This window comes from Hymenobacter crusticola, assembly GCF_002154225.1.
Taxonomy (GTDB): Bacteria; Bacteroidota; Bacteroidia; order Cytophagales; family Hymenobacteraceae; genus Hymenobacter; species Hymenobacter crusticola.
Window position 1 is genome coordinate 1 of the sequence record NZ_MTSE01000139.1, and the last position, 501, is coordinate 501.

The 501-nt window shown below is 58.7% G+C and carries 1 protein-coding gene; it reads right to left on the reverse strand.

The window, feature by feature from the left end:
- Window positions 1-501 (reverse strand): NUMOD4 domain-containing protein (locus BXP70_RS29250; protein ID WP_218779911.1); only part of this gene is annotated, 501 nt, incomplete at both ends.

Here is a 501-nt window from a genome sequence, read left to right on the forward strand (position 1 = left end):
ATGGAACCGTTTCAGCACCGTGACGTCGTCGCGCTCGGCTTGATCCACCCACTGCAGGTTCTCGACGCGCAGATTGAAATGATTGCCATCTTTGGGGATCACATGGTCAAAGCGGGCCTGGGTGGGCGGGGCCAGAAAATGCAAGGCCACTAAGCGATTCAAGCCGATTTGTTGGGTGGTCAAGTCATTGCATAAGTTCACCGACGGGTAGCGCAGCGGACTCAGCACCCGCAGTAAGCGGTGGCGGGCCAGGCGTTTGTACCGCAAGCTTACCACCTTGCCATGGGAGGAGACCCGGTACAAGTCCTCAAACCCGGTGACTGGCCGCCATTGTTCATCCGATTCCACCAACCCAAGGGCGGTCAAGGGCACGCGCTGACCATTGTCCAGCTCGGCCGTCGTGTGATCCCAGATTTCCGCAATGACGGCAGAGGTGGAAGAGTGGCTGGGATACTGAACGGTTTGACCAGCCACGAAGGCCGTTTGCTGAGCGGAAGCCAT